The following is a 21,335-nucleotide window of genomic DNA, read 5'->3' as shown; positions in this document are numbered from 1 at the left end:
GCCGACAGCGTCTGACCAGGCGACGGTGGCAGTGACGACAGGCAGCCTCCCTCACCGCGCCAGCACCAGCACCAGCACCAGCACCAGCACCAGCACCAACCTGACCGCCGCTCGATCGCGCATCGGCTCCGTGCACTGTCCCACCGTCACGCAAGGGAGATGTCCCGATGAACACCCTGCGCACGTTCGGCTGGTCCTTCGCAGTCACCGCGGTCGCCCTCGCGGGCGCCCTGCTGGCCTGGGGCCCGGCGGGTTTTGCCGCAGTGGGCGTCCTCGCCGTGCTGGAGGTGTCTCTGTCGTTCGACAACGCCGTGGTCAACGCCACCGTGCTGCGGCGTATGAACGCCTTCTGGCAGAAGATGTTCCTCACCGTCGGCATCCTGATCGCCGTCTTCGGCATGCGGCTGCTCTTTCCCCTCCTGGTCGTCTCCGCCACGACGGGCGGCAGTCCGGCCTCCGTCCTGGACATGGCCATCAACCGCCCCGCCGCGTACGCCGCACACCTGGAGCATGCCCACCCGGCGATCGCCGCGTTCGGCGGGATCTTCCTGCTGATGATCGCCCTCGACTTCTTCCTCGACGAGGAACGCGAAGTCCGCTGGCTACGGGCCGTCGAGGGCCCCCTCGCCCGCGCCGCCCGGCTGGACCGCCTCTCCGTCCTGGCCGCCCTCGCCGCCCTCGCCACCGCCGCCCAGCTCCTGGCCGGCTCCCGTCAGAGCACGGTGCTGATCGCCGGAGTCCTCGGACTGACCACCTACCTGGCCGTCGACGGCCTCTCCCAGCTCTTCGAGAGCGCAGGCGACGGGCCGGAGACCACCGACCGACCTCAGCCGACCGGACCGGCACAACGCGCACAGGCCCGCGGCAGGGCGGCGTTCTTCCTCTTCCTGTACCTGGAGGTCCTCGACGCCTCGTTCTCCTTCGACGGCGTCGTCGGCGCGTTCGCCATCAGCCAGAACATCTTCCAGATCGCCCTCGGCCTGGGCATCGGCGCCATGTACATCCGCTCCCTGACCGTGCACCTGGTACGCAAGGGCACCCTGGACAACTACGTCTACCTCGAGCACGGCGCCCACTACGCCATCGGCGCCCTCGGTCTCATCCTCATCGTCTCCATCCGCTACGACGTCCCCCAGGCCGTCACCAGCGCCGTCGGCGTGGCCTTCATCCTCGCCGCCTTCCTGTCCTCCCTCGCCCGCAACCGTCGCGCCCGGCAGGCCGTCGACATCCCGGCGAGTGCGTCTCCAGGTCCCGCCGCCCCGTCCGTACCGGGGCGGAACCCGGGCCACACGGCACCGACGCGTAGTGGAGACGCAGCCTGACGTCGGCTCGGAGCCGAACGACTCTCCGTGGGAGGGAACTCCGGCCCACTACGGACCTGAGTCACACCGCTCACAGATTTAACAAACCGTGCACATGACAAAATCACGGTGACTCTTCTAATCTACTTAGCGGTTGATTACCCCTAATCGACTGGACCCCACAGGCATGCCCACGTCGCATGCCGTCCCGTCGACCGGTCAGTCACCCACGCAAGGCAGGACGCGATCTTGGCTGCGCCGGCGACAACAGGGGTGCCTTCAGGGTCGCGTGTGGCTTTCATCCCCCGACCACTGAGGAGACCCCTCGTGCGCAAGAAGCTGCTCGCCACGGCAACCGCCGCGGCTCTCGCCACCCTGACGTTCGCCACCACCGCGCAGGCGAACCACTCATGGGGCGGCTACCACTGGGCGCGCACCTCGAACCCCTTCACCCTTCAGCTCGGCGACAACCTCAGCTCCACCTGGAAGAGCTACCTGAGCACGGCCTCGTCCGACTGGTCCTCGTCCTCGGTCCTCGACACCACCATCGTGAGCGGCCAGTCCAACAGCAGCTGCCGGGCCACCACCGGCCGGGTCGAGGTGTGCAACAGAACCTACGGCAACAACGGCTGGCTGGGCCTCGCCTCGATATCGCTGAACGGCAGCACCCACATCAGCTCGGGAACGGTCAAGCTCAACGACACGTACTTCGACACGTCGACGTACAACACCCCGTCATGGAGAACCATGGTGACGTGCCAGGAGGTCGGCCACACCTTCGGCCTGGACCACCAGGACACGAACCAGACCAACGGCAACCTGGGCACCTGCATGGACTACACCAACTCCCCCGACGGGCCGCCCAGCAACCTCCACCCCAACACCCACGACTACGACGAACTGGCCACCATCTACGCCCACTTCGACTCGACCAGCACTCTCGCCCAGACAACGGCCGTCCCGCAGGTCGGCAACGACAAGGCCAGCTGGGGTAAGCGCGTGGCGCACTCCGCACACGGCGACACCTATGTCCGCGACTTCGGCGGCGGCAAGTCGGTGGTCACCTTCGTGATCTGGGCGAGCTGACACTTACGCCTCGGGGCGGAGGCGGCCGAAACGTTCCGGCCGCCTCCGCCGACTCGCCTCGGGACGCCCGGCACCCCTTCTCAGTGGGCCATGACCGGCCCTTGTGACGGGTCCGGGCGCCCCGCCGGCAACAACAGCGCGCCGAGGGCGGCGACCATGGCCGCAATGACCGCGCAGGCGGTGAAGGCGTTGTCGAAGCCGCCGGTCCCAGCTGCCGCACCCCCGCCACCGGCCTCCAGGCTCGCACCGGCAATGGTCGAGATGACGGCGACGCCGAGCGCCGCGCCAAGCTCGTGCGACGTACTCACCAGGCCGGAGGCGAGGCCCACCTCCTGGTACGGCATGCCGTTCATCGCTGCTGTGGTGGCACAGACGAACGCGGTGCCGGGAGCGAGCGACAACAGCGCGAACCCGGGCACGAGGTCCGTCCAGACGCCGCTGTCCGCCTCCCAGCGGGTCAGCAGAGCCGCGCCGACAGCGGTCAGCGCGAAGGCAACCATGCCGACGGGCCGCCGGCCCAGCCGCGCGACGAGATGCGAGGCGCCGTGCGCCCCAGCGTGATGGCCACGGCCACCGGCAGGAAGACCAGCCCGGTCTTCCACGCGCTGAAGCCCAGAACGTGCTGGACGTAGAAGGAGCTGAGGAAGAAGCTCGCGATGAGCAGGCCCGACGCGGCCAGCATCACCACACTGCCGCCCACGAGCGAGCGGCGCGCGAACAGCGTGAGCCGTACGAGCGGTTCGCGCACCCGCCGTTCGACCCTGACGAAGGCGCCCGCCGAGAGCATGGCGCCGATCAGCGGCAGCCAGGCCCCCGGCGCGTCGAATCCGTCGTCGCGGGCCTGCACCAGTCCGTAGATGAGCAGTCCGGGCGCGGCGGTGAGAGTGAGCGCGCCCGCCGGGTCGAGCGAGCCGTGGGCACCCGAAGGCGCCACGAGCGAACGGGAGTTGCCCAGCAGGGCAGGCACTCCGAAGAGCGCAACCAGCCCCACGGGGACGTTGATGCGGCCTTCCCGCCTGGTTCGAGTCCGCTCTGTCCGAGCTCGCTGCGGTAGCGGCCGGTAAGCAGACCGCCGATGACCGCGACGCCGAGGGCGGCGCCGAACTGGATGGCGGTGCTGTTGGTCGCCGACCCCACGCCCAGATCACGCTCCGGGAACGCAAAAGGGCCCCCACAGGCTTCCGCCTGCGAAGACCCTCCGCACCGTCGGGACGACAGGATTTGAACCTGCGACCCCTTGACCCCCAGTCAAGTGCGCTACCAAGCTGCGCCACGTCCCGGTGCCGTCTGACCTGGGGTTTCCCCCGGCAGAACGTGCACGGAAACCATACCGCACTCGGCTCTGTGGTCGCGCACGGCTTTTCGGGCCGTGATGGTGTCGTGCCCGTCGAGCCGGGTCGGGCGCTCCTGGCCGGCAGGCCGCTGCGCCCCTGCTCAGCCGCCCTCGGAGCACTCGCGGCGCCGCTGGACCTTCTCCGCCTCCGCGCTCGCTCCCGCTCGCGGCCCCGCGCCCGCCGCCACCGTCACGGCGTCGGCGCGTACCAGCCCACGGATCGCCGGTACCGAGAGCAGGGCGATGGGTATCGCGAAGCTCATCGCTCCGGCGACGAGGAGGACCCGGTCGGCGCCGAGGACCGTGGCGGCGGGGCCGGCCAGGGCCTGGCCGACGGGCATCATGCCGACGGAGCCGGCCACCTCGTACGCGTGGATGCGGTTGAGGACGTCGGGCGGGACCTGGGTCTGGACGCTGGTCGCCCACATCACGCCCCAGAAGGACAGGCCCGCCCCGGCGAGCACGGCACCGGCCGCCATGACCGGCACGCCGAGGCCCGCCCCGACGGTCGCCGGGAAGGCCGCGAAGGCGAACAGGGGGATCGCGCCGGCGCGCAGCATGCGGCGGGGTCTCAGGCGCAGGGCGACCAGGCCGCCGACGACGGTCCCGGTGCCGAAGGCGGAGTTGATCAGGCCGTAGACGCGTGGGCCGTGCTGCTGGACCACCTCCGTCGCCACCAGCGGGGTGGTCGGCCCCGAGACAGCGATCATGTACACGCACCAGATGAGGATCACGCCCCACATCCATGGGCGCGCCCTGAACTCCCGCCATCCTTCGACCAGATCGGCCCGGAAGGCGCTGCCCGCGTGTCTGCTCGGTCCGCTGCCCGGTGCGGGCGGGGGCAGGCGCAGCAGCAGGAGGCACAGGGCGCTCACCGCGTAGGTGGCGGCGTGCGCCGCGAAGACACCACCCGGTGAGGTGAGGCCGACCAGGAGACCCGCGAAGGCGGGGCCGGCGAGCTGGGCGGCGGACTCGGCGATGCGCACGGCGCCGTTCGCACCCTGGATGTCGGTGGCCAGGCGGGGCACGGTGCTGGCGACGCCCGGCTGGAACACGGCGCCCGCCACGCCGTTGACGAGGCCGATGGCGCAGACCTCCCAGAGCACGACGTGGCCGGAGAAGAACAGGGCCGCGGCGAGGGACTGGGTGCCGAGGCGCACCAGGTCGGCGCCGATCATCAGCTTCCGCGTGCTGAAGCGGTCCGCGACGACTCCGCCGAAGACGACGAGACCGGCGAAGGCGGCGGCCGTCGAGGCCATCGCCAGGCCGACCGCGCCCGCCCCGTACCCGTGCTGGAGCAGGCCCGCGGCGAGGGCGACGGGCAGCATGGTGTCGCCGAGCCCGGCGGCGGCCCGCGCGACGAAGAACAGCGCGAAATCCCGCGACCACACGGGCCGCGCCCCGATCTCACGCCCTTTCCGCGACAGCTGTGCCGCGACCCCGGTCACCGCCTGTCTCCCCTCCCGCCCCAGGACCCGCGAGCCCCATGCCCGGCTCCGACCACTCACGTTCCGGTGGGAGCCGAAGCCCCCTCCGCCCCGGCTCCCACTCTCGTCTCCGGATCATGCCACCCGGCGCTGACAATGCCCCGAGGGGATGTCAGTCCACGGGCGGAAGCCCCAACTCCGGGTAGGCCTCGAGGAGTCGGGGCGGGGCCGCCTGGCGCCAGGAGTCGGCGAGGATGGAGCGCAGCTCGCCCTCGTCCTCGATCGCCGTGAGCCGCGCCCGCACCCAGGCGAACTGTGCCTCGTGGCCGGCGATCCAGAACTTCTCCGGCTCGGCCAGCACCAGCTCGTCCCGCTCCTCCTTGGGGCAGCGCACGGCGATGGAGGTCTCGTCCTCGGGCAGCGTCGCGAACATCTTCCCCGCGACCCGGAACGTGGGCATGCTCCAGGCGATCTTCTCCGTGGTGTCCGGCAGGGCAAGGGCGATACGGCGTACGTCTTCGGCATCCGGCATGACAGGCACCGTAGCCGTCCCCACTGACAATCACCTGGTGGGAGCGCCTGCGCTCAGATGCTTGTAGTAGAGGGTCGTCGGCCGCAGCACCCCCGCCGGGTCCGCCGCGTAGTCGGGGATCACACCGGCCCGGGTCCAGCCGGCCGAGCGGTAGAGGCCCTCGGCGGGGCTGTCGGTCTCGGTGTCGAGATGGAGCAGCGTGATCCCCAGAGCGGCAGCGGACTCCTCCGCCGTCGTGAGCAGCCCGCGTCCCAGGCCCTGTCCGCGCGCGTCCCGGTGCACCATCAGCTTGACCAGTTCGGCGCGATGGCGGCTGTTGGGCTTCGCGGGGAAGGCCAGGCTGACGGTGCCGACCGTCCGCCGCCCGTCGTGGGCCGCCCACACCGCGAGCCGTCCCGCGGCGACCTCGTCCGCACGCTCCTTCCACCACGCCACGGCCGCATCGCGGTCCATGGGAGCGAGGAAGCCGATCGAGGCGCCCCCGTCCACGGTGTCCGCCAGCAGCTCGGCCAACTCCTCGGCGCGTTCCAGCAGTCGGGCCTCGTCCAGCCGGGCGACGATCACGGCAGCACCACCGCCAGCACGTACCGCGCGCTGTCCGGTCCCGGGCACCGGAACCGTGTCGGCCCCCACACCCGCAGTCGCAGACAGTCCCCGGTCTCCAGACGGTGTTCCGTCTCCTGGGCGGTCACCTCAAGCGCCCCCTCCAGTACCCAGATGTGCTGTTCGAGGCCCGGCACGGGCGGCCGGTCGTAGGCGATGTCGGCACCCGCGCCCAGCCGTCCCTCGACGAGCTCGCCACGCAGCCCGGCGTGCGGGGGCGACACGGATCGTCGTACGAACCCCGAGGCCCGGTCCTCCCACACCGGCTGTTCGGCGGCCGGCACCAGCGGCACCGGCTCCGCCTCGACCTCGCTGAGCAGGCGGGACATGGTCCGTCCGTACACGCCGCACAGACGGTTCAGCAGCGAGGCGGTGGGGCTGATCTCCGCGCGCTCGGCCCGGGACAGGGTGGACTTGCTGATCCCGCTGCGCTCCGCCAATTCGCCCAGGGACCAGCCGCGTTCGGCCCGCAGCTCGGCCAGCCGGGTGCCGAGCCGGGCGTCGACGGGGTCGGGGCGGGCCTCGACTTCCACTTGTGTCATATCCGGGAAGTTAGCCCATATATGAAACAGGCAGGTTACATGCGGGCGATTTCCTGCAGCTCTGCCAGCACCGGGCGGATCAACGGATGCCCCTCCGCCCCTCTCCGTACCGCCGCGAACACCCGCCGCGTCGGGGCGACGCCGTCGACCGGCCTCACGACCACACCCGTGAGGTCCATCCCGCTCAGCGCCGACCGCGGTACGAGCGCCACGCCCGCGTCGGCCGAGGCGAGGGCGACCACGGCCCGGAAGTCGTCCGAGGAGTGTTCGAGGCGGGGCTGGAAGCCGGCGCTCTCGCAGGCCAGGACGACCACGTCGTGGCAGGGGTTGCCGGGGTAGGGGCCGATCCACGCGTCCTTGGCCAGTTCGGCGAGCGGGATCTCGGATGCCTCGGCCAGGCGGTGGCGCACGGGCACGACCGCGTCGAACGGCTCCGCGTACAGCGGTACATGGGTCAGCCGCGGGTCGTCGGCCGACGGGGCCCCGCGGTACTCGACGGCCACCGCCACGTCCACCTGCCGGTCCAGGACCATCGGCAGGCTGGCGTCGCCCTCCGCGTCCTGGACGCGGATGCGGATGCCCGGCGCCGACTCGGCGAGGCGGGCCACCGCGGGGGCCACGACCTGGGCGATGCCGGTCGCGAACGAGGCGACGGTGACCGTGCCGGCGGCGCCCGAGCCGTACGCGGCGAGCTCGGCCTCGGCCCGCTCCAGCTGGGCGAGGACGGCGTTGGTGTGGCCGAGCAGGATCTCGCCGGCCGGGGTCAGCCGTACGCCCTTGGCGCTGCGCTCGACCAGGCGGTGGCCCGTCTCCTGCTCCAGCGCGGTGAGCTGCTGGGAGACCGCCGAAGGGGTCAGATACAGCGCGGCGGCAGCCGCCGTCACCGTGCGGTGGTCGGCCACCGCACGGAGGATGTGGAGCCGCCGCGCTTCGATCATGGGATCGATTGTCTCAAATGCCCCCTGCGCGCCCGCTCAGGCCCGCTCGGCCTCCAGCTCCGTGCGCGCGGCCACGAACGCGTCGACCGCCCGGTTCACGTCGTCCGTGGAGTGCCCGGCGGACAGCTGCACGCGGATGCGTGCCTGCCCCTGCGGCACCACCGGGTAGGAGAAGCCGATCACGTACACGCCCCGCTCCAGCAGCAGCTCCGCGAGCCGGCCCGCCTTCGCCGCGTCGCCGATCATCACGGGGGCGATGGCGTGGTCGCCGGGGAGGATCTCGAAGCCCTCCGCGGTCATACGGCGGCGGAACAGGGCGGTGTTGGACGCAAGCCGCTCGCGCAGGTCCCCCGCCGACTCCAGCAGGTCGAGGACCTTCAGGGAGGCCGCCGCGATCACCGGGGCGAGGGTGTTCGAGAAGAGGTACGGGCGTGAGCGCTGGCGCAGCAGGGCCACGATCTCGGCGCGGGCCGCCACGTAACCGCCCGACGCGCCGCCGAGCGCCTTGCCGAGCGTGCCCGTGATGATGTCGACGCGGTCCATGACGCCGTGCAGTTCGGGGGTGCCGCGGCCGCCGGGGCCGACGAAGCCGACGGCGTGGGAGTCGTCGACCATGACCATGGCGTCGTGGCGGTCGGCGAGGTCGCAGATCTCGCGCAGCGGGGCCAGGTATCCGTCCATCGAGAAGACGCCGTCGGTGACGATCAGCTTGCGTCGGGCACCCGCGGCCTCCTTCAACTGCCGTTCCAGGTCGGCCATGTCGCGGTTGGCGTAGCGGAAGCGGTGGGCCTTGGAGAGGCGGATGCCGTCGATGATGGACGCGTGGTTGAGGGCGTCGGAGATCACCGCGTCCTCGGGGCCCAACAGGGTTTCGAAGACACCGCCGTTGGCGTCGAAGCAGGAGGAGTAGAGGATCGTGTCCTCCTGGCCGAGGAAGGCGGCGAGGCGCGCCTCCAACTCCTTGTGCACCTCCTGCGTTCCGCAGATGAAGCGGACGGACGCCATGCCGTAGCCCCAGCGGTCCAGGGCCTCGTGCGCGGCGGAGATCACCTCGGGGTGGTCGGCGAGGCCGAGGTAGTTGTTGGCGCAGAAGTTGAGGACCTCGCCGGGTCGGCCGCCGGAGGAGACGTTCACGGTCGCGGACTGCGGGGTGTCGAGGACGCGTTCGGGCTTGTGCAGGCCGGCGGCGCGGATCTCGTCGAGGGTGGCACGCAGGTCGTCGCGCACGGAGTCGAACATGAGAGGGCTCCTAAAATGCCTTCGCCGTAAGGGAGTTACGCGGTCCAGTCGAGGATGACCTTGCCGCCGCGGCCGCTCGCCGCGTCGGCGAACGCCGCCTCGTAGTCGCGGTGGCCGTAGCGGCCGGTGATCACGGGCGACAGGTCGAGGCCGCCCTCCAGCAGCACCGACATCGCGTACCAGGTCTCGAACATCTCACGGCCGTAGATACCCTTGATGGTGATCATCGAGGTGACGATCCGGGCCCAGTCGACCGGGAACTCCTGGGCGGGCAGGCCGAGCACGGCGATACGGCCGCCGTGCGTCATGTTGGCGATCATGTCCCGCATGGCCTCGGGCCGCCCGGACATCTCCAGACCGATGTCGAAGCCCTCGCGCAGCCCCAACTCCCGCTGACCATCGGCGATCTGAGCCTCCGACACATTCAGCGCGAGACTCACGCCGATCTTGCGGGCCAGCTCCAGCCGTTCCTCGCTGACATCGGTGACGACGACGTTCCGGGCACCGGCGTGGCGGGCAACTGCCGCCGCCATCAAGCCGATCGGACCGGCGCCCGTGATCAGGACGTCCTCGCCGACCAGCGGGAAGGACAGCGCGGTGTGCACGGCGTTGCCGAACGGGTCGAAGATCGCGGCGACATCGAGGTCCACCGGGACGCGGTGCACCCACACATTGGCGGCGGGCAGGGCGACGTACTCCGCGAACGCCCCGTCCCGTCCGACGCCCAGCCCGACCGTGGCGCGGCACAAGTGGCGGCGCCCGGCAAGGCAGTTGCGGCACTTGCCGCAGACGAGGTGGCCCTCGCCGCTCACCCGGTCGCCGACGGCGATGTCGGTGACGTCCCGCCCGGTCTCCACGACCTCACCGACGAACTCGTGCCCGACGACCAGCGGGGTGCGGATCGCCTGCCGAGCCCAGCCGTCCCAGGACCGGATGTGCAGGTCGGTGCCGCAGATACCGGTGCGCTGCACCTTGATCAGTACGTCGCCGGGTCCGACGGCGGGCTCCGGGACGTCCGCGAGCCACAGCCCGGGCTCCGCCTTCTCCTTGACCAGCGCCTTCACGCTACGGCTCCTGTGGGTGAGGTCCCGGCCGCGGGCATGCCGAGCAGGCCCGCGGCCGGGGAGGGGGGTGGGTGCGTGCAGCAATCTGCCGTACGGCACCGCCCCGGGTCCATCGAGGATTTCTTAACCCGCGCCGCAGCTCCGCTTCACGCTGCCGCTCGGGAGGACGGACCTAGGGGAGGCGGGAGACCTGGTAGTGGCTGATGTACCACTCGTCCTCCACTCGGGTCACCAGGACCGAGAGCTTGACGTCCAGGGCGGGCCGGTCCGTGAAGGAGAACTCGACATCCAGGTACCCGAGGACAAGGCCGTCGGCGGGCCGACGCGTCTCGAGGACGCGGTACGCGGCCGTCATCCCGAGGGGCTGGGAGTCGTAGTACTCGGCGACACCCTGCCGTCCGACGCTGTAGGGGTGCAGCCCCTGGAAGATCGCGTCCTCGGTGAAGCGGGAGGCGACAAGCTCGGGTTGATGCTTGTCGACCGCGGCCTTCCACTGGTCGAGGACGCCGCGGAGAATCGTCTCGTTGTCAGTCGTGTGGGTCATCGCTGCTCCTCGGACTCGTCAGTGGCCGGCGCTCATGCCGCCGTCAACGTGCAGGATCTCGCCGGTGACGAACGGCGCCGTCTCCAAGAAGAGCACGGCGTCGACGATGTCGCTCACCTCGCCCATCCGGCCGACCGGGTGCAGCGCGGCGAGGAACTCGTGGGTCTCCTCCGGGTGCATGGGGGTCTTGATGGTGCCGGGCGACACCGCGTTGACGCGGATGCCACGGGTGGCGTACTCGATGGCGAGCGACTTCGTCGCCGACTGCAGACCGCCCTTGGTCAACGAGGCCAGGACGGAGGGGACGTTCACGTCCGCGTTGTCGACCAGGCTGGTGGTGATGTTGACGATGTGGCCGCCGCCCTGGGCGAGCAGGTGCGGGATCGCCTGCTGGGTCAGATGGAAGACGCCGGTGAGGTTGATGCCGGTCACGGCCGCGTAGTCCTCCGTCGTGTAGTCCGTGAAGGGCTTGGCGACGAAGACGCCCGCGTTGTTGACGACGGTGTCGATGCGGCCGAACCGCTCGACGGCGGCCGTGACGACGTGCTCGGCGGTGGCCGGGTCGGCGATGTCGCCCTGCACGGTCAGGACGTCCGCGTCGTCCACGGGGGCGATGGTGCGCGAGGTGGCGACGACGGCGTGGCCGAGCTTGCGGTAACCCTCGACGAGGGCGGCGCCGATGCCCTGGGAGGCGCCGGTGACGATCGCGACCTTCTGGTTCTGCGTGCTCATGGTGACCTTCTCCGAAGTGGATGACCGGCTGCTAGCCGACCGGTCGACTATCTGGAAGGTAGGTCGGCCCACCGGGCATCGGAAGGACCGGCTTCCTCCCGTGTGGAAGGCTCAGGCTCGCAGCGCGGATCAGCGCGGCAGGGCGTGCGGGTCGCCGGCCGGCAGCCAGGCGTCCGCGGCGTGGAGTCCGAGGTCGCCGACACCGTCGCACAGGGCGTCGACGACGGCGAGGACGCCGGCGCGGTCCTCGCTCTCGCGCCGGACGAGGGACCAGGTCCAGTAGATCCGCGGGGCGACGATCTCACGGCGGACCAGGTCGGGTGGGATCGGAGTGGTCTGCCCCTTGGGCGAGTTGAGGACGGGGCGGCGGCTGCGGCGGACATGGTCGAAGAAGGCGGCGCCGGTGATGCCGCCGTCGGAGATGCGCGCGACGCGGGCCCCGGTGGACTCCGCGACCTCCTCGGCGTACACGTTCCAGGCAGCCCAGGCGGTGACGTCGTCGTCGACGAGGACGTCGGTGTCCCGCGCCGCCACGTCCGGTACGTCAGCGCTGTCGCCGCCTCGCGCAACGGCGTAGAGCCGGTCGGCGCCGATCAGCCGGGCCCGCAGCCCGAGCCGTTCGAGGTCCTCGGTGCGCACCCAGCACACGGCGAGATCCAGGCTGCCGTCGGCGACCCGGGCGGCCTGGGTGTGGGAGGGGGCGACCCAGGCGTCGACATGTACCCGGGCCACCGTCGCCGTACGCGAACTCAGGTCCGGCGGCAGCCAGTTGACGTATCCGAGGCGCACCGACTCGGAGCCCGACAGGCGGCCGGCCCGGCGCTTGAGGTCGTCGGCGCGGTCCAGCAGGGCGCGGGTGTGCGGGAGCAGGGCGGCGCCGGCCGGAGTGAGGGAGACCGAGCGGCGGTCGCGGTCGAAGAGCCGTACTCCCAGGTCGCGTTCGAGTGCCTTGATCTGCTGGGAGAGCGAGGGACCCGCGATGAGCAGCCGCTCGGCGGCCCGGCCGAAGTTGAGCTCCTCGGCGACCGCGACGAAGTACCGCAGCTGGCGCAGTTCCACGCGCGCCATGGTACGCGCGCTGGAAGGCCGCGCCTCTCAGCAGCGAGGAAGCCGGTCGTGGCATCCGTGCAGGTCGCGGACGCACGATGGGCTCGCCGGCAGACGAGAACGGAGCGCGTCATGGATGAGTTCCTGGTCGAGATCACCACCACCGTCCCCGAGGGCACCAGCCAGGAGGAGGTCGACCGGCGGCGGGCCGCCGAGGCCGTCCGCGCGAAGGAACTGGCCGCGACGGGCCATCTGGCCCGACTGTGGCGCCCGGTGGGCGAGGTGCGCAGCATCGGCGTGTGGCGTGCCAACGACGAGGAGGAGCTGCACGAGAAGGTCCTCGGCACGCTGCCGCTGCGCCCCTGGATGACGCTGAACGTCACCCCGCTGGAGTCCCACCCCAATGACCCGGGGCGGGTCGACGGCACGCGATGAGCACCCCTTCCGCCCGGACCCCGTCCGCCTGGCTCCATGTCGCCCAGGCCGCCGCGGCGCTCGCCGCCGGCATGGGCGTCGGCCGCTTCGTCTACACCCCGATCCTCCCCCTGATGCACGCTCAGGCCGGCCTCTCCACCGGCTCGGGCGCCAACCTGGCGACCGTCAACTACGTCGGCTATCTCGGCGGAGCGCTCGCGGGCATCCTCGCCCCCGCACTCGTCCGCTCCCGTGCCGTGCTGCGCGGTTCCCTGCTCGTGCTGACCGGGACGCTCGCGGCGATGCCGCTCACCCACAGCGCCGCGGTGTGGGGCGCGCTGCGGCTGGTGGCCGGGGCGGCGAGCGCCCTGGTCTTCGTCGTCGCGGCCAGCTCCGTCCTGCACCATCTGCGGGGACACCCGTCGCATCTGCCCGGCTGGGCCATCGGCGGCGTGGGCGCCGGCATCGCACTGTCCGGCCTGCTCCTCCTGGTCCTGCGGTCCGTCGCGGACTGGCGGGCCGCCTGGTGGGCCTCGGCCGCGCTCACCGCGCTGCTCACCGCCGGCTCCTGGAACCTGCGACCGGAGTCGGCCCCGTCGCCGAGCGACGAGAAATCGGGGGGTACGGCGCCCCGTACGCGCCGCTGGTTCGGTGCACTGTTCGTCAGCTACACCCTGGAGGGCATCGGCTACATCGTCGCCGGCACCTTCCTGGTCGCGGCGATCGGCCAGGGCTCCCCCGGCTGGGTCGGCAACGGCGCCTGGGTGCTGGTGGGGCTGGCCGCGGTGCCGTCCCCGGCGCTGTGGGCGCGGCTGTCACGCCGCTGGTCCCGCCCCGCTCTGCTGCTCGCCGCGCTGGTGGTCCAGGCGGCCGGCATCGCGACGCCCGCCCTGATCGGCGGAACGGCTGCCACACTCGTCTCGGCGGTGCTGTTCGGCGGTACGTTCCTGGGCGTCAGCACGCTCGCCCTGGCCACCGGGGCCCATCTGGGCTTTCCCCGCTCGGTCGCCCTGCTGACCACCGGATACTCCGTCGGCCAGATCCTCGGCCCGCTGGTCGTGACCCCGCTCCTCCACCACGGCTATCACCGGGCCCTCTTCCTGGCCGCCCTCGTGGTGCTCGCCGCGGCCGCGGCCGCCGCCGTGCTGCGGATCGGTTTCCCGCACCACATGGTCGTAGTACGACACACGACGCCCGGAAGGCAGCGAGAATCGAACGAGGCGGGCGTTCTCACCCCGCACCACTCGTCCGACTGACGTGGAGCCGCACATGACCACCGCACGGGACCTCGCGATCGTCGCCCTCGATGTGGCGGCCGACAAGCCGGTGGAGCAGGGCGACCTGTCGCTCGCACTCGCAGGAGCCGAGGTATTCGACCTCATCGAGGCCAAGGCCCTGGTCCTGGACGACGACCGCATCCGGCCCAGTGCCCAGTCCCCCACGGGCGACCGACTGTTGGACCAGGCAGCCGCGGCGCTCGTACGGCAGGAGCCGTACGAGTCGGTCGAGGAGTGGCTGTGGCGTCGGGGCCGCGGGCTGTCCTCGGCCTACGTCGACGACCTGGAGCGGATCGGGCTGACGACCCGGTCGAAGGGGCGCCGGATTCCCCTGCCGACCGGCCGGACGGTACTCGTCGACTCGGCTGCCCGGAGCGCCGCCACGGACCGCTGGGCGGCAGGCGAGCCCGTCCTCACCGCCCTGGCCGCGGCCGCCGGGATCGGCGACGAACCGGCCGAGGACACCGAGGAGTTGGCGGGTGACGCGGCCACGGCCGTGCTGGCCGCCGTCGGGGACGCGGTGATGGAGCTGGAGGGCGTACGGCAGCGGAAGGCGATCGAGGACGCCGCGTTCGACAACGTCTGGCGGGGCTACTAGTGGCTTGCCCCGCAGCGTCGGCCAGGTGATCGACGTGCCGTACGGCGGGCGACAGGCTTCCTCCGGCGAGCAGGGAACGCTCAGTTCCCGGGCGGGGGGCCGTAGAGCTCGGCAGGGTCGCCCGAGAGCGCGGCCTTGACGAAGCGACTGGGGTCGTCGACCAACACCTCGATGGCCCCGGCCTGCACGCCGTCGAGGCTGGCTCGTGCGACGTCGGTCGGGTCGATCATGGGTGCGTCGCGTCCCGCCATCATGTCGGTGTCCGCGGCGCCCAGGTGCACGCCCTGGACCAGGGTCCGCTGACCGGAGAGCTCGAGGCGCACGCCGTTGGTCATGTTCCACTCCGCGGCCTTGGCCACGGCGTAGGACCCCGTCCCCTCGGTGGCCACCCACGACAGCACGGAGAGGATGTTCACCACCGCTCCTCCGCCGCCTGCGGCCAGGGCCGGCGCGAAGGCACGGATCACCCTGAGTGTGCCGAAGAGGTGGGTCTCCAGGTCCTGCCGGATCGTGTCCAGGTCGTCGGTCACGAGGTTGGCCCCGGTCGCGATGCCGGCGTTGTTGATCAGCAGTGTGACGTCCTGTGCCGCTTCGGCGGCGCTCAGGATCGACTTCTCGTCCAGCAGGTCCAGGTACAGCGGCGTGACCCGCGCGTCGGACGTGTCGATCAGCTCCGGGCGTCGAGCGGTGGCATAGACCTTCCTGGCTCCCCGGGCCAGCAGCTGATCGACGAAGCGCCGACCGATCCCGCGATTGGCTCCTGTCACGAGCGCGGTGGAACCGGCAATGTCCATGTTCATTCCCTTTCGGTGGGCGGTGGGAGACTCGCGTCCGCCCTGCGCCGCTTACGCTAAAACCTGACGTCGGCGTGAAGGGCAAGTCGTGACAGGCGACAACACGAGCAGCAGGGGCGAGATGCGTATCGGCGGACTGGCCCAAAGGGCCGGAGTCAGCACACGCGCCCTGCGCTACTACGAGGAGCAGGGCCTTCTGTGCCCCGAGCGCACGGCCGGCGGTCAGCGCGTCTACCCGGAGTCGGCCGTGGACCGCGTGGGGCTCATCCAGCAGCTCTACACGGCCGGACTGGGCAGCCGTCTGATCGCGACCCTGCTGCCCGCCATCGACGCCCGCCACGTCGGCCCCGAGTTGCTGGAGCGCGTGCTCGACGAGCGCGTCCGCATCAGAGACAAGGTCGCCGAGTTGCAGGAAGCGGGCCGCCGACTCGACGTGCTGATCCATCTCGCCACGCACCCGGGCACGCACTCGTGCCCGGCCTCGCTCGACGAGGCGCTCCCCGCGGACGCCGCCTCCGACTGAGACCGATGAATCCCCCGCGCCTAGCGTGATGCGAGACGAGCCACTAGGAGCCGGTGGCGCCCAGCAGGGCCAGGCAGTTGTTCCACAGCGGGCTCAGCCGCTCGGTGCTGTTGTAGAGCTTGGCGAACATCACCTGGCCCTCCAGTTGGGCCACCACCGCCCGCGCCGCCTCCCGGTTGTCGGTCACGGTGACGTCGCCGCGCTCCCGGGCCTCGGCGACGACTCCCTCGACCATGTCGACCTGTGCGTCGAAGATCTCCTGCAGCCGCTCGCGGACGGGCTCGGTCTGGTTGCTCAGCTCCAGGGTGAGGTTCCCGAACAGACAACCCGACACGGTGCCGCAGCCCTGCTGGACGGCGCGCTGCCCGGCCTCCGTCTCCTCGAACAGCCGCCGCAGCCGCCGCAGGGGCTCCGCGTCACCGCCCAACGCCCGTGTCCAGTCGCGCCGTTGGGCCGTCCAGTGCTCGTCGACGACGGCGAGCGCGAGGGCCTCCTTGGACTCGAAGAAGTAGTAGAAGCTGCCCTTCGGCACCCCGGCCGCCTTGCAGATCTCGGCCACGCCCAGCGCCGAGTAGCCGCGCCCCTCGATCAGCGAGTGCGCGGCACCGAGGATCTTCTGCCTGGCGTCACTGGTGCGTCCCATACGGCGAGTGTACGAAAGTACTAGACCGGTCGGCTGGTGAACGGCCGTTCCCGTGGTCACAGCAGCGGGAGCCCGTCGGCCTCGCGACGCTCCAGACGGGCCACCAGCTCCGCCGCCGAGGCCTTGATGGTCTCCAGCCCCGCCTTCCCCCAGGGCCGCGGCTCCACGTCGGCCACGCACACCGTGCCGAGCGCCATCCCCGTGCTGTCGATGAGGGGTGCGCCCAGATAGGACCGGATGCCGAACTCGTCGACGACCGCGTTGCCCGCGAACCTCGGATAGTCGCGGACGTCCTCCAGCACCAGGGCCTTGCGCCGGACCACCACATGGGGGCAGAAGCCGTGGTCCCGGGCGAGCTCACGGCCCGGCACCGATGCGGTGCCGTCGGGTTTGACCACGGCGGCCGGCAGCACGTCCGGCAGATGCAGACCCGCGAAGAACTGCCGCCGCTCGTCGATGAAGTTGACCATGGCGTACGGCGCCCGGGTCTGCTCGGCGAGACGGTCGGCGTAGCCGTCCAGGTCGGGGTCGGGGTGTTCGCCCAGACGCAGTTCGCCGAGGCGACGGGCGCGGGCGGGGGCCTCCTTGTCCTCCGGTGTGAGCAGCAGACGACCGGCCGGGCGCGACGGGTCGTACCTCATGGGCGGGCTCCGTCACTGTGGACGCAGGTCATATACGGGCTCCCTGGCGGGTGTTCGGGGATCACATGTGGGCGCGGTGGCTCGGCGCGTGCGCCGGGGCGTGGGCGATGAGGTGCCGGACGAGGGTGAGCAGGGTCTGGACTCCGGAGCTGGAGATACGGGCGTCGCAGCGCACCACCGGGATCTCCGGGGAGAGGTCGATGGCGGCGCGGACCTCCTCGGGGTCGTAGCGGTAGGAGCCGTCGAACTCGTTGATGGCGACGATGAAGCCGAGGCCCCGCTGTTCGAAGAAGTCGACCGCCGCGAAGCACTCCTCCAGACGCCGGGTGTCGGCCAGGATGACCGCGCCGAGCGCGCCCTCGGAGAGCTCGTCCCACATGAACCAGAACCGCTCCTGGCCGGGCGTGCCGAACAGGTACAGCACATGTTCCGGGTCGAGGGTTATCCGGCCGAAGTCCATGGCCACCGTCGTCTCGACCTTGTTCTCGATCCCGTCGAGAGAGTCGGTCGCGGCGCTGACCGTGGTGAGCAGCTCCTCCGTGCTGAGCGGCGCGATCTCGCTGACCGCGCCCACGAAGGTCGTCTTGCCGACTCCGAACCCTCCCGCGACCAGGATCTTCAGTGCGGTGGGGAAGGGGTCAGAGCTGTCGTCGTAGTCCATCGAGCACTGCCTCCAGAAGGGCCCGGTCAGTCGGGTTGTGGTGGAACTCGGGTGGCTTGGTGGTGAGCGCCCCGCAGTCGACGAGGTCCGACAGCAGCACCTTGGTGACCACCGCCGGCAGCTTGAGATGCGCGGCCACCTCGGCGATCGAGACGGGCGCGCGACACAGGTCGAGCGCCTGCTGGTGCTCGGGGCCGAGGTAACCCAGGGGCGTGGCGCCGGTGGCCATCACATGCGACAGGAGGTCGAGGGCGATGGTCGGCCGGGTGCGGCCGTTACTGACCGTGAACGGGCGCACCAGCCGACCGGCCGCGTCGTCGAGCCAGGGCCCGTCGCCGGCCGCCGCCACGCTCAAGGCCTCATCGCCGTGGATTCGACGGCCTGCTGCCGGGGTGCGGTCACCAGATAGGGGCGGACGCTCTTGACCAGCATCGCCATCTCGTAACCGAGGACCGCCGCGTCGGCCTCACGGCCGGCCAGCACGGCGAGACAGGTGCCGGAGCCCGCGGTGGTCACGAACAGCAGGGTCGAGTCGAGTTCGACGACGACCTGGCGGACGTCCCCGCCGTCACCGAACCGGACGCCGGCGCTGCGGCCGAGGGAGTAGAGGCCGGAGGCCAGCGCGGCCATGTGGTCGGCACTGTCCGCGTCGAGGCCGTGGACCGACTTCACGAGCCCGTCGCAGGAGAGGAGTACCGCACTGGTCGTGTGCGGTACGCGCTGCACGAGCCCGCTCATCAGCCAGTCGAGATCGGATACATGGCCGGTCGGCGCATCGCTCGCCATGGTGGATCGACTCCTTGGGGTACGAAGGTCTGCGGGAGCGGTGGGGGCGGGGGTGCGGGCGGAGGTGGTGAGTGGGGTGCTCATCCGGCTGGTGCGCTCCCGTCGTGCCGGGTGGGGTGGTCGATGCCGCGCGCGGACGCGGGGCGCGCCTCGGCTATGTGGGCCGGGTCCATGGGGGTTACGTCCATGGGGGGCCGCGAGGTGATGGCGGTGACGTCCGTGTGCGGAGCGTCCGGGTGCGGATTCGTGATGCTGTGCAGGGAGGCCGTGGGGGACGCGTCCCGGTGGGACGGCACGGCGGTGGACGTCGGCTCCATGGGGGTCGGTGTCATGGAGGTCGGTGCCATAGGGGCGGACGACATGTGGGGGCGGTCCGTGGGGGCGAGATCCGTGTGGGCCGAGAACATGCGGCTCCCCCGCGTGGGGTCCGCGCCCGTGCGGTCCGATCCCGTGTACGCGTAGCCCGTATGGTCCGTACCCGTGTCCGTACCCGTATGGTCCGCGCCCGTGTGGTCCGGGCCTGTGTGGCCCGGGCCTGTGTCGTCCGAGCCCATCTGCTCCGACTCCAGGTGCTGTTGGGCCTCCGCCAGGCCGATGCCGCGCTGGAAGGCGGCCATCAGGCCCGGGTCGTGGCCGGCGACGTGGTCGGCGTCCTGGCGTGGTGCCGGGCCGTCGCGCAGCTGGGGTGCGATGTGTTCCTGGGCACGCCGGCGGGGCAGTTGGGGCTTGCCCATGGTGCCGCGGACGGGGCCGGTGCGGGGGGTGGGCGGTGTGCTCGCGTTCTCCGCGACGAGCCGTCGGTCGTCGGGCCGGATCCCGGGCAGGGCCTCCGCCGGATTGGCCCGCCCCTCATGGGCGCCGCGCACGGGCAGCGGTACGGGTCCGCTGCCGCTGGCCGTACCGTCGGCCGGGGCGCCGCCCGCGGGCACGCCGCCGTTCTGGAGGGGCGAGCGGGGACCCTCCCACCGCTCGCCCCGCCGCGGCGCGGGCGGCTGTGGCGCGGCGCGACGCCCGGCGACCTCGGGCGCGGGCCGGGGCGGCACCTGCGGGGCCCGTGGCGGTACGGCAGCCCCCACCACCCCTCCGACAACCTGTGGCTGCGGCGCCGTCCCCGGCACACCCGGCGTCGATCCCAACAACCCCTGCGGCACGACGAGTACGGCCTGTACACCGCCGTAGATGTTGGTCTGCAACCGGACGTTGATGCCGTGCCGCCTGGCCAGCTGCGAGACCACGAACAGTCCGATCCGGCCGTCCGCGAGCAGGCTGGCGACGTTGACCTGGTCGGGGTCGGTGAGCAGGGCGTTCATCTTCTTCTGCTCGCCGACGGGCATACCGAGGCCGCGGTCCTCGACCTCGACGGCGAGGCCCGAGGTGACGAGGTTGGCGCGGAGCAGGACCTGGGTGTGCGGGGCGGAGAACACCGTGGCGTTCTCGACGAGTTCGGCCAGCAGGTGGATGACGTCGGCGACGGCGTGGCCGCGCAGAGTGCCGTCGATCGGGGGGACCAGCTTGACCCGGGAGTACTGCTCGACCTCGGCGATGGCGGAGCGCAGTACCTCGGTCATGGAGACCGGATGGCTCCACTGCCGGCGCGAGACGGCGCCGCCGAGGACGGCGAGGTTCTCGGCGTGCCGTCGGATGCGGGTGGCGAGGTGGTCGACGTGGAAGAGGCCCTTGAGCAGGTCGGGGTCCTCGATCTCGTTCTCCAGCTCGTCGAGGATGGAGATCTCCCGGTGCACCAGCGACTGCAGCCGCCGCGCCAGGTTCACGAAGACCTCGAGCTTCTGCTCGCTGCCGGCCTGGCTGGAGAGCTGTGCGGCCTGCACGACGGCGGTGACGGCGCCGTCGTGCGCGCGGGTGAGGTCGGCGGCGAGCAGTTCGAAGTCGTCGGCGTCGTCCGCGGGGACGCTGCGCGGCTTGGGCTTCGGCGGGGCGTCACCGCGGCGCAGCGCCTCCACCAGGGCACGCAGGTCGGCCTCGCCGCGGGCGCTGCTGCGGCGCAGGGCGCCGATGCGGTCGCTCACGGTCCTGGCGGCGCGGTCGGCGGCGATGGCCGCGATCACGATGCCGGCCAGCGCCACGGAGACCGCGCCGGCGAGCACGCCGTAGAGCGTGAGACCGGGGCGGGCGCCGGTGGAGCGGACCGTGAACAGCACGGCCGCGCTGGCGCTCAGGGCGACGGCGATGGGCGGCAGCACCGCGAGCCTGAGCAGTTGGGGCCGTATATGGGTCTCGGGCAGCGAGGGAGCGGTGCGGGCGACCGGTCGTCCGTGCCGTCCGCCCTCACGGCGGTCTGCGCGTGCGGCCGGTGCGCGGAGGTGAGACATCGGAATCCTCGTCGTACTGGTCCGTCGGTGCCTGGGGCGCGTGCTGCGCGGTTCGGGCATGCGTTGCCCGATGGACACTCACAGTAGTCGCCAACGCATCATGTGCGGTGGGCAGTTGACAAAGTCCCCCGCAGAGCATCCCGCTCTGGTATGAGGCGTCGTACGACAGACCGATAAACGAGACGGCGGTACGGTCCTACCGACCGCGAGATCGATCAGAGCTGGTCAGAAGCGGTCATGACGAAACGGCGAGGGGTGAGCGGCAGTTGCCGCTCACCCC

25 protein-coding genes and 1 tRNA gene are annotated in these 21,335 nt (G+C 71.5%); 6 read left to right on the top strand and 20 right to left on the bottom strand.

Translation table 11 applies throughout. The features are described from left to right. Positions 1-167: 167 nt before the first annotated feature. Both ACWC09_RS49560 and ACWC09_RS49555 read left to right on the top strand, forming a co-directional pair. Positions 168-1,322 (top strand): DUF475 domain-containing protein, encoded by a 1,155-nt coding sequence (locus ACWC09_RS49560; protein WP_450858541.1) that lies wholly within the window; start codon positions 168-170, stop codon positions 1,320-1,322. Between the two features lie 306 nt (positions 1,323-1,628). Continuing rightward, on the top strand, positions 1,629-2,387 hold the full coding sequence (locus tag ACWC09_RS49555) for a hypothetical protein (protein WP_450858540.1): 759 nt from the start codon (positions 1,629-1,631) through the stop codon (positions 2,385-2,387). Between the two features lie 80 nt (positions 2,388-2,467). Here the strand turns inward: ACWC09_RS49555 and ACWC09_RS49550 are convergent, their stop codons facing one another. The 13 genes from ACWC09_RS49550 to ACWC09_RS49490 form a co-directional block, all read right to left on the bottom strand. After that, complete coding sequence (locus ACWC09_RS49550; protein ID WP_450858538.1) at positions 2,468-2,887, bottom strand: hypothetical protein; 420 nt, start codon at positions 2,885-2,887, stop codon at positions 2,468-2,470. Then, a complete protein-coding gene (locus ACWC09_RS49545; protein ID WP_450858536.1) occupies positions 2,869-3,378 on the bottom strand; it encodes a hypothetical protein in 510 nt (169 codons plus the stop codon). Before ACWC09_RS49545 ends, ACWC09_RS49550 begins: the two co-directional genes overlap by 19 nt. A gap of 215 nt (positions 3,379-3,593) precedes the next feature. Further along, a tRNA-Pro gene (locus ACWC09_RS49540) sits at positions 3,594-3,667 on the bottom strand. Positions 3,668-3,821: 154 nt separating this feature from the next. Continuing rightward, entirely contained in the window at positions 3,822-5,168 is a 1,347-nt protein-coding gene (locus ACWC09_RS49535) for an MFS transporter (protein WP_450858534.1), read from the bottom strand. Positions 5,169-5,319: 151 nt separating this feature from the next. After that, a complete protein-coding gene (locus ACWC09_RS49530) occupies positions 5,320-5,679 on the bottom strand; it encodes an MmcQ/YjbR family DNA-binding protein (RefSeq protein WP_450858532.1) in 360 nt (119 codons plus the stop codon). A gap of 30 nt (positions 5,680-5,709) precedes the next feature. After that, complete coding sequence (locus ACWC09_RS49525; protein WP_450858530.1) at positions 5,710-6,243, bottom strand: N-acetyltransferase family protein; 534 nt, start codon at positions 6,241-6,243, stop codon at positions 5,710-5,712. After that, entirely contained in the window at positions 6,240-6,824 is a 585-nt protein-coding gene (locus ACWC09_RS49520; protein WP_450858528.1) for a helix-turn-helix domain-containing protein, read from the bottom strand. Before ACWC09_RS49520 ends, ACWC09_RS49525 begins: the two co-directional genes overlap by 4 nt. Before the next feature lie 35 nt (positions 6,825-6,859). Further along, positions 6,860-7,762: a LysR substrate-binding domain-containing protein gene (locus tag ACWC09_RS49515; RefSeq protein ID WP_450858527.1), complete on the bottom strand. Its 903-nt coding sequence runs from the start codon at positions 7,760-7,762 to the stop codon at positions 6,860-6,862. Positions 7,763-7,798: 36 nt separating this feature from the next. After that, on the bottom strand, positions 7,799-9,001 hold the full coding sequence (locus ACWC09_RS49510; RefSeq protein WP_450858525.1) for a glycine C-acetyltransferase: 1,203 nt from the start codon (positions 8,999-9,001) through the stop codon (positions 7,799-7,801). 35 nt (positions 9,002-9,036) lie between these two features. Beyond that, positions 9,037-10,065, bottom strand: a complete 1,029-nt coding sequence (tdh, locus tag ACWC09_RS49505) for an L-threonine 3-dehydrogenase (RefSeq protein ID WP_450858524.1) — start codon at positions 10,063-10,065, stop codon at positions 9,037-9,039. 172 nt (positions 10,066-10,237) lie between these two features. After that, a complete protein-coding gene (locus ACWC09_RS49500; RefSeq protein ID WP_450858522.1) occupies positions 10,238-10,609 on the bottom strand; it encodes a YybH family protein in 372 nt (123 codons plus the stop codon). 18 nt (positions 10,610-10,627) lie between these two features. Then, positions 10,628-11,341, bottom strand: coding sequence for an SDR family NAD(P)-dependent oxidoreductase (locus ACWC09_RS49495; protein WP_450858520.1), 714 nt, complete (start codon positions 11,339-11,341; stop codon positions 10,628-10,630). 129 nt (positions 11,342-11,470) lie between these two features. After that, a complete protein-coding gene (locus ACWC09_RS49490) occupies positions 11,471-12,409 on the bottom strand; it encodes a LysR family transcriptional regulator (RefSeq protein WP_450858518.1) in 939 nt (312 codons plus the stop codon). Positions 12,410-12,520: 111 nt separating this feature from the next. Between ACWC09_RS49490 and ACWC09_RS49485 the strand changes: the two genes are divergently transcribed. The 3 genes from ACWC09_RS49485 to ACWC09_RS49475 are packed head-to-tail and all read left to right on the top strand — an operon-like array spanning position 12,521 to position 14,677. After that, positions 12,521-12,823 (top strand): muconolactone Delta-isomerase family protein, encoded by a 303-nt coding sequence (locus ACWC09_RS49485; protein WP_450858517.1) that lies wholly within the window; start codon positions 12,521-12,523, stop codon positions 12,821-12,823. Continuing rightward, a complete protein-coding gene (locus ACWC09_RS49480) occupies positions 12,820-14,058 on the top strand; it encodes a YbfB/YjiJ family MFS transporter (RefSeq protein WP_450858515.1) in 1,239 nt (412 codons plus the stop codon). Before ACWC09_RS49485 ends, ACWC09_RS49480 begins: the two co-directional genes overlap by 4 nt. Positions 14,059-14,071: 13 nt before the next feature. Further along, a complete protein-coding gene (locus ACWC09_RS49475; RefSeq protein WP_450858514.1) occupies positions 14,072-14,677 on the top strand; it encodes a GOLPH3/VPS74 family protein in 606 nt (201 codons plus the stop codon). An 80-nt stretch (positions 14,678-14,757) separates the two neighbouring features. Here the strand turns inward: ACWC09_RS49475 and ACWC09_RS49470 are convergent, their stop codons facing one another. After that, positions 14,758-15,471, bottom strand: coding sequence for an SDR family oxidoreductase (locus tag ACWC09_RS49470; RefSeq protein WP_450858512.1), 714 nt, complete (start codon positions 15,469-15,471; stop codon positions 14,758-14,760). A gap of 121 nt (positions 15,472-15,592) precedes the next feature. Here ACWC09_RS49470 and ACWC09_RS49465 point away from each other — a divergent pair, with 121 nt between their 5' ends. Next, entirely contained in the window at positions 15,593-15,994 is a 402-nt protein-coding gene (locus ACWC09_RS49465; RefSeq protein ID WP_450858542.1) for a MerR family transcriptional regulator, read from the top strand. A gap of 43 nt (positions 15,995-16,037) precedes the next feature. On the opposite strand, the gene ACWC09_RS49460 is transcribed toward ACWC09_RS49465, so the two are convergent. The 6 genes from ACWC09_RS49460 to ACWC09_RS49435 form a co-directional block, all read right to left on the bottom strand. Then, entirely contained in the window at positions 16,038-16,637 is a 600-nt protein-coding gene (locus tag ACWC09_RS49460) for a TetR/AcrR family transcriptional regulator (RefSeq protein WP_450858510.1), read from the bottom strand. Between the two features lie 56 nt (positions 16,638-16,693). Then, a complete protein-coding gene (locus tag ACWC09_RS49455) occupies positions 16,694-17,278 on the bottom strand; it encodes a GAF domain-containing protein (RefSeq protein ID WP_450858508.1) in 585 nt (194 codons plus the stop codon). 61 nt (positions 17,279-17,339) lie between these two features. Continuing rightward, positions 17,340-17,939 carry a GTP-binding protein gene (locus ACWC09_RS49450; RefSeq protein ID WP_450858506.1) on the bottom strand — a complete coding sequence of 200 codons (600 nt, stop codon included), beginning with the start codon at positions 17,937-17,939 and terminating at the stop codon, positions 17,340-17,342. After that, positions 17,917-18,288 (bottom strand): DUF742 domain-containing protein, encoded by a 372-nt coding sequence (locus tag ACWC09_RS49445; protein WP_450858505.1) that lies wholly within the window; start codon positions 18,286-18,288, stop codon positions 17,917-17,919. Before ACWC09_RS49445 ends, ACWC09_RS49450 begins: the two co-directional genes overlap by 23 nt. 2 nt (positions 18,289-18,290) lie before the next feature. Next, complete coding sequence (locus ACWC09_RS49440; protein ID WP_450858503.1) at positions 18,291-18,725, bottom strand: roadblock/LC7 domain-containing protein; 435 nt, start codon at positions 18,723-18,725, stop codon at positions 18,291-18,293. A gap of 80 nt (positions 18,726-18,805) precedes the next feature. Then, positions 18,806-21,055, bottom strand: a complete 2,250-nt coding sequence (locus ACWC09_RS49435) for an ATP-binding protein (protein WP_450858501.1) — start codon at positions 21,053-21,055, stop codon at positions 18,806-18,808. Positions 21,056-21,335: the final 280 nt, after the last annotated feature.

Source organism: Streptomyces sp. NPDC001617, from assembly GCF_053596855.1.
Note: the sequence above shows the minus strand (reverse complement) of the source record. Positions and strands in the feature narration are given on the sequence as shown.

Coding starts and splice junctions, on each gene's coding strand:
- ACWC09_RS49485 (WP_450858517.1), top strand. CDS start 12,521: ATGGATGAGTTCCTGGTCGAGATCACCACCACCGTCCCCGAGGGCACC.
- ACWC09_RS49455 (WP_450858508.1), bottom strand. CDS start 17,278: ATGAGGTACGACCCGTCGCGCCCGGCCGGTCGTCTGCTGCTCACACCG.
- ACWC09_RS49450 (WP_450858506.1), bottom strand. CDS start 17,939: ATGGACTACGACGACAGCTCTGACCCCTTCCCCACCGCACTGAAGATC.
- ACWC09_RS49500 (WP_450858522.1), bottom strand. CDS start 10,609: ATGACCCACACGACTGACAACGAGACGATTCTCCGCGGCGTCCTCGAC.
- ACWC09_RS49440 (WP_450858503.1), bottom strand. CDS start 18,725: ATGGCGAGCGATGCGCCGACCGGCCATGTATCCGATCTCGACTGGCTG.
- ACWC09_RS49520 (WP_450858528.1), bottom strand. CDS start 6,824: ATGACACAAGTGGAAGTCGAGGCCCGCCCCGACCCCGTCGACGCCCGG.
- ACWC09_RS49550 (WP_450858538.1), bottom strand. CDS start 2,887: ATGGTTGCCTTCGCGCTGACCGCTGTCGGCGCGGCTCTGCTGACCCGC.
- ACWC09_RS49480 (WP_450858515.1), top strand. CDS start 12,820: ATGAGCACCCCTTCCGCCCGGACCCCGTCCGCCTGGCTCCATGTCGCC.
- ACWC09_RS49490 (WP_450858518.1), bottom strand. CDS start 12,409: ATGGCGCGCGTGGAACTGCGCCAGCTGCGGTACTTCGTCGCGGTCGCC.
- ACWC09_RS49470 (WP_450858512.1), bottom strand. CDS start 15,471: ATGGACATTGCCGGTTCCACCGCGCTCGTGACAGGAGCCAATCGCGGG.
- ACWC09_RS49510 (WP_450858525.1), bottom strand. CDS start 9,001: ATGTTCGACTCCGTGCGCGACGACCTGCGTGCCACCCTCGACGAGATC.
- ACWC09_RS49495 (WP_450858520.1), bottom strand. CDS start 11,341: ATGAGCACGCAGAACCAGAAGGTCGCGATCGTCACCGGCGCCTCCCAG.
- ACWC09_RS49475 (WP_450858514.1), top strand. CDS start 14,072: ATGACCACCGCACGGGACCTCGCGATCGTCGCCCTCGATGTGGCGGCC.
- ACWC09_RS49465 (WP_450858542.1), top strand. CDS start 15,593: ATGCGTATCGGCGGACTGGCCCAAAGGGCCGGAGTCAGCACACGCGCC.
- ACWC09_RS49515 (WP_450858527.1), bottom strand. CDS start 7,762: ATGATCGAAGCGCGGCGGCTCCACATCCTCCGTGCGGTGGCCGACCAC.
- ACWC09_RS49530 (WP_450858532.1), bottom strand. CDS start 5,679: ATGCCGGATGCCGAAGACGTACGCCGTATCGCCCTTGCCCTGCCGGAC.
- ACWC09_RS49460 (WP_450858510.1), bottom strand. CDS start 16,637: ATGGGACGCACCAGTGACGCCAGGCAGAAGATCCTCGGTGCCGCGCAC.
- ACWC09_RS49560 (WP_450858541.1), top strand. CDS start 168: ATGAACACCCTGCGCACGTTCGGCTGGTCCTTCGCAGTCACCGCGGTC.
- ACWC09_RS49435 (WP_450858501.1), bottom strand. CDS start 21,055: ATGTCTCACCTCCGCGCACCGGCCGCACGCGCAGACCGCCGTGAGGGC.